The organism is Burkholderia sp. E168m23 (assembly GCF_016586125.1).
Taxonomy (GTDB): domain Bacteria; phylum Pseudomonadota; class Gammaproteobacteria; order Burkholderiales; family Burkholderiaceae; genus Burkholderia; species Burkholderia orbicola.
The window spans coordinates 1-2,715 of sequence record NZ_BCPP01000949.1 but is presented as its reverse complement, the minus strand read 5'-3'; the positions used below and the strand labels follow the sequence as shown (position 1 = coordinate 2,715).

3 protein-coding genes are annotated in these 2,715 nt (G+C 68.4%); 2 read left to right on the top strand and 1 reads right to left on the bottom strand.

The features are described from left to right. The coding region (locus JMF90_RS32415) for a DUF2968 domain-containing protein (RefSeq protein ID WP_201325960.1) at nt 1-624 on the top strand (624 nt) is incomplete at its 5' end. 78 nt (nt 625-702) lie between these two features. Here JMF90_RS32415 and JMF90_RS32410 read toward each other — a convergent pair. Continuing rightward, nucleotides 703-1,665, bottom strand: a complete 963-nt coding sequence (locus JMF90_RS32410) for a hypothetical protein (protein ID WP_230463116.1) — start codon at nt 1,663-1,665, stop codon at nt 703-705. Between the two features lie 368 nt (nt 1,666-2,033). Here JMF90_RS32410 and JMF90_RS32405 point away from each other — a divergent pair. After that, the coding region (locus JMF90_RS32405) for an MFS transporter (RefSeq protein WP_201325959.1) at nt 2,034-2,715 on the top strand (682 nt) is incomplete at its 3' end.

Here is a 2,715-nt window from a genome sequence, read left to right as displayed (position 1 = left end):
ACGGCCTGGTCCGCCGAGGCAACCGCCCCCGTCGCCGGTACGCGTCCGGCGGTCACGAGCCTGAGCGGCAGCGCGTCGCCTGCGGCATCGGCCGCGGCCGAGACGGACGCCGCCGCGCAAGGCAACGTCGCCGAGCTGACGCAGATGCTGCACGACGGCCGGATCGTCGAGATGCGTACTACGTACAACGGCAGCTACGGCGCGAGCCTGATGTTCGATCCGCGCGAGATGACGTATTACGTCGCGCTGTTCCAGGACAAGAATCTGTGGCGCGTGATCCGCTCGCAGGAAAAGAATCGCGCGGAGATGGTGTACGCGAACTTCGTCCAGCAGACCGCGCAGCTCGCCGATATCGAGATCCGCCGGACCGAGCTGCAGGCGCAGAAGGCATTTCTCGAACGCGTGATCGCGCTGCAGGCGAATCGTGCGCAGCAGTTGCAGGCCGACCTGAGCGTCGCGCGCAGCCAGCAGGCCGAAGTCGCGCAGCGGCAGCGGTCGGCGCAGGAGCAGGCCCAGGCGCTGCAGGTCGAGAAGCGGGCTGCGCAGTTGCAGTTGCGCGATCTGCAGGAGCAGGTGCGGCAACTCGAGAGACAGAACGAGACGGGGCTGCCCGCGCACAAGTAACGATTCGTCGAACGGACGGAGCGAGACGAACGAAAACCCGGCGAAGCGATCTTCGCCGGGTTTTTTATTGCGCGGGCGTCAGTGCGCGAACGCGTCCGGCACGTCGGTCACGCGACGGTGCGACAGTTGCGACGTCCAGTCGAAACCGGCCACGCTCGGGTGCGCCGGGCGGGCCGGCTGCGTGGCGCGCAGCGCGTTCGCCATGGCGATCAGCGTGGCCGGATCGTCGAGTGAGTCGCGTGTATCGCGCGTGTCTGCCGTGCGCGGCGGTGGAGCGAGCCGATCGTGTGTGCCGGTGTTGGTCGCAGCGCGCTGGAGCGGCGCACGCTGGGTCGGCGGATGTGCGGCGAGTCGCGGCACGACCGGTGTGTGGGCCGGTGCCGGCATCGTGCGCTGGCCGGTTGCCCGACGGGGCGACGCAGGCGCGCCGTGCCGCATGTCGGACGCCGTTTGCGGATGAAGCGATGGGGGGCGAAGCGGGGCGCGGTGCGTGGCGGGCGGCGTTTTCATCGTGTTCGCGACAGGCGCCGCGACCTTGCGCTGCGGCACGGCGTTCGTCGAGGTGGCCGGGTGAGTCGCGGCCATATGTATGGTGCCGGTCGACGTCGTGACGTGATCGGCCATACCGCCGGTCGCTTGAATCGCATACGCGGGACCGAAGCCCGCGGGCGGGTCGTACGTGCCGATCAGCCAGCCGATGATGCCGAGTGCGCCGATGCTCCAGTAGAGCGCGTACATCGCGCGCCGGTCACGAGGGCGGCGATGGCGCAAGCGCCGGCCGGCGGCCGCAGCCGGCGGGGCAGGCAGCCCGCCCGAAGCCGGCAGCGCGGTCGCCGGCAGCGGTTGCCACCGGCATGCGGAGTGCGGCCAGTCGACGTCGATGCAGGACGTCGTCAGTGTCGCGAGGCAGTTCTTGCTGGACCGTGCACCGGGGGCACCGAGAAATCGCCATTCGCGACCGAACGGCGGGACCTGATCGAGCGGGTTGATGCGAGGGCGGGCGAGCGCGCCTTCGACCGGGACGAGGGGCGATGGGATCATGAAAGGGGTACGTCGTGCGACACGGGCGACCGTGCCGGCGCGGCGCGGAAATGTCGTCGCAAATCGTGACATTGTGGTCAGCCGGCGAAGGCAGGTCGATCAGATCAATCTGATTCTTGTGCCTTTTTGGGGGCGACTTGTACGAGGCGGATGCCGCGACGGTCGTGACAGGGGCGCCAAGGGGCACCACAAGGCAAATGTCGGCCTGGCGTGGCATGATTCGCGAATCATGCCGGCGGCGCGCCGTTACGCGCCGTGCCGCCGGCGGGCAGCGATGCCCGGGCGCGCGGGGCTCACCCTGCGCGTCGCGCATCGTCGGATTCATGCGGCGGCGCGGTATTCGCGCCACCCGAGCTGAGCGAGAAAATATGTCCACAGCGTCCCCTGCGATCGCGCAGGAATCGAAAGTCCGCACCGTCTTCCGGGTCGTCAGCGGCAACTTCCTGGAAATGTACGACTTCATGGTCTACGGGTATTACGCGTCGGCCATCGCGAAAACGTACTTTCCGAGCGGCAACGCGTTCGCGTCGCTGATGCTGTCGCTGTCGGTATTCGGCGCGGGTTTCCTGATGCGCCCGGTCGGTGCGATCGTGCTCGGCGCGTACATCGATCATCACGGCCGCCGCAAGGGGCTGATCCTGACGCTCGGGCTGATGGCGATCGGCACGCTCACCGTGGCTGCGATCCCGGGCTACGCGACGATCGGCGTGCTCGCGCCGGTGCTCGTGCTGCTCGGCCGGTTGTTGCAGGGCTTCTCGGCGGGCGTCGAGCTCGGCGGCGTGTCGGTCTACCTGTCGGAGATCGCGACGAAGGGCCACAAGGGGTTCTATACGTCGTGGCAGTCGGGCAGCCAGCAGGTGGCCGTCGTGTTCGCCGCGTTCGTCGGTGTCGTGCTGAACCGCGCGCTGCCGGTCGAGGAAATGACCGCGTGGGGCTGGCGCATTCCGTTCCTGATCGGCTGCCTGATCGTGCCGTTCCTGTTCCTGATCCGCCGGTCGCTGAAGGAGACCGACGAGTTTCTTGCGAAGCGTCACCGGCCGACGATGGGCG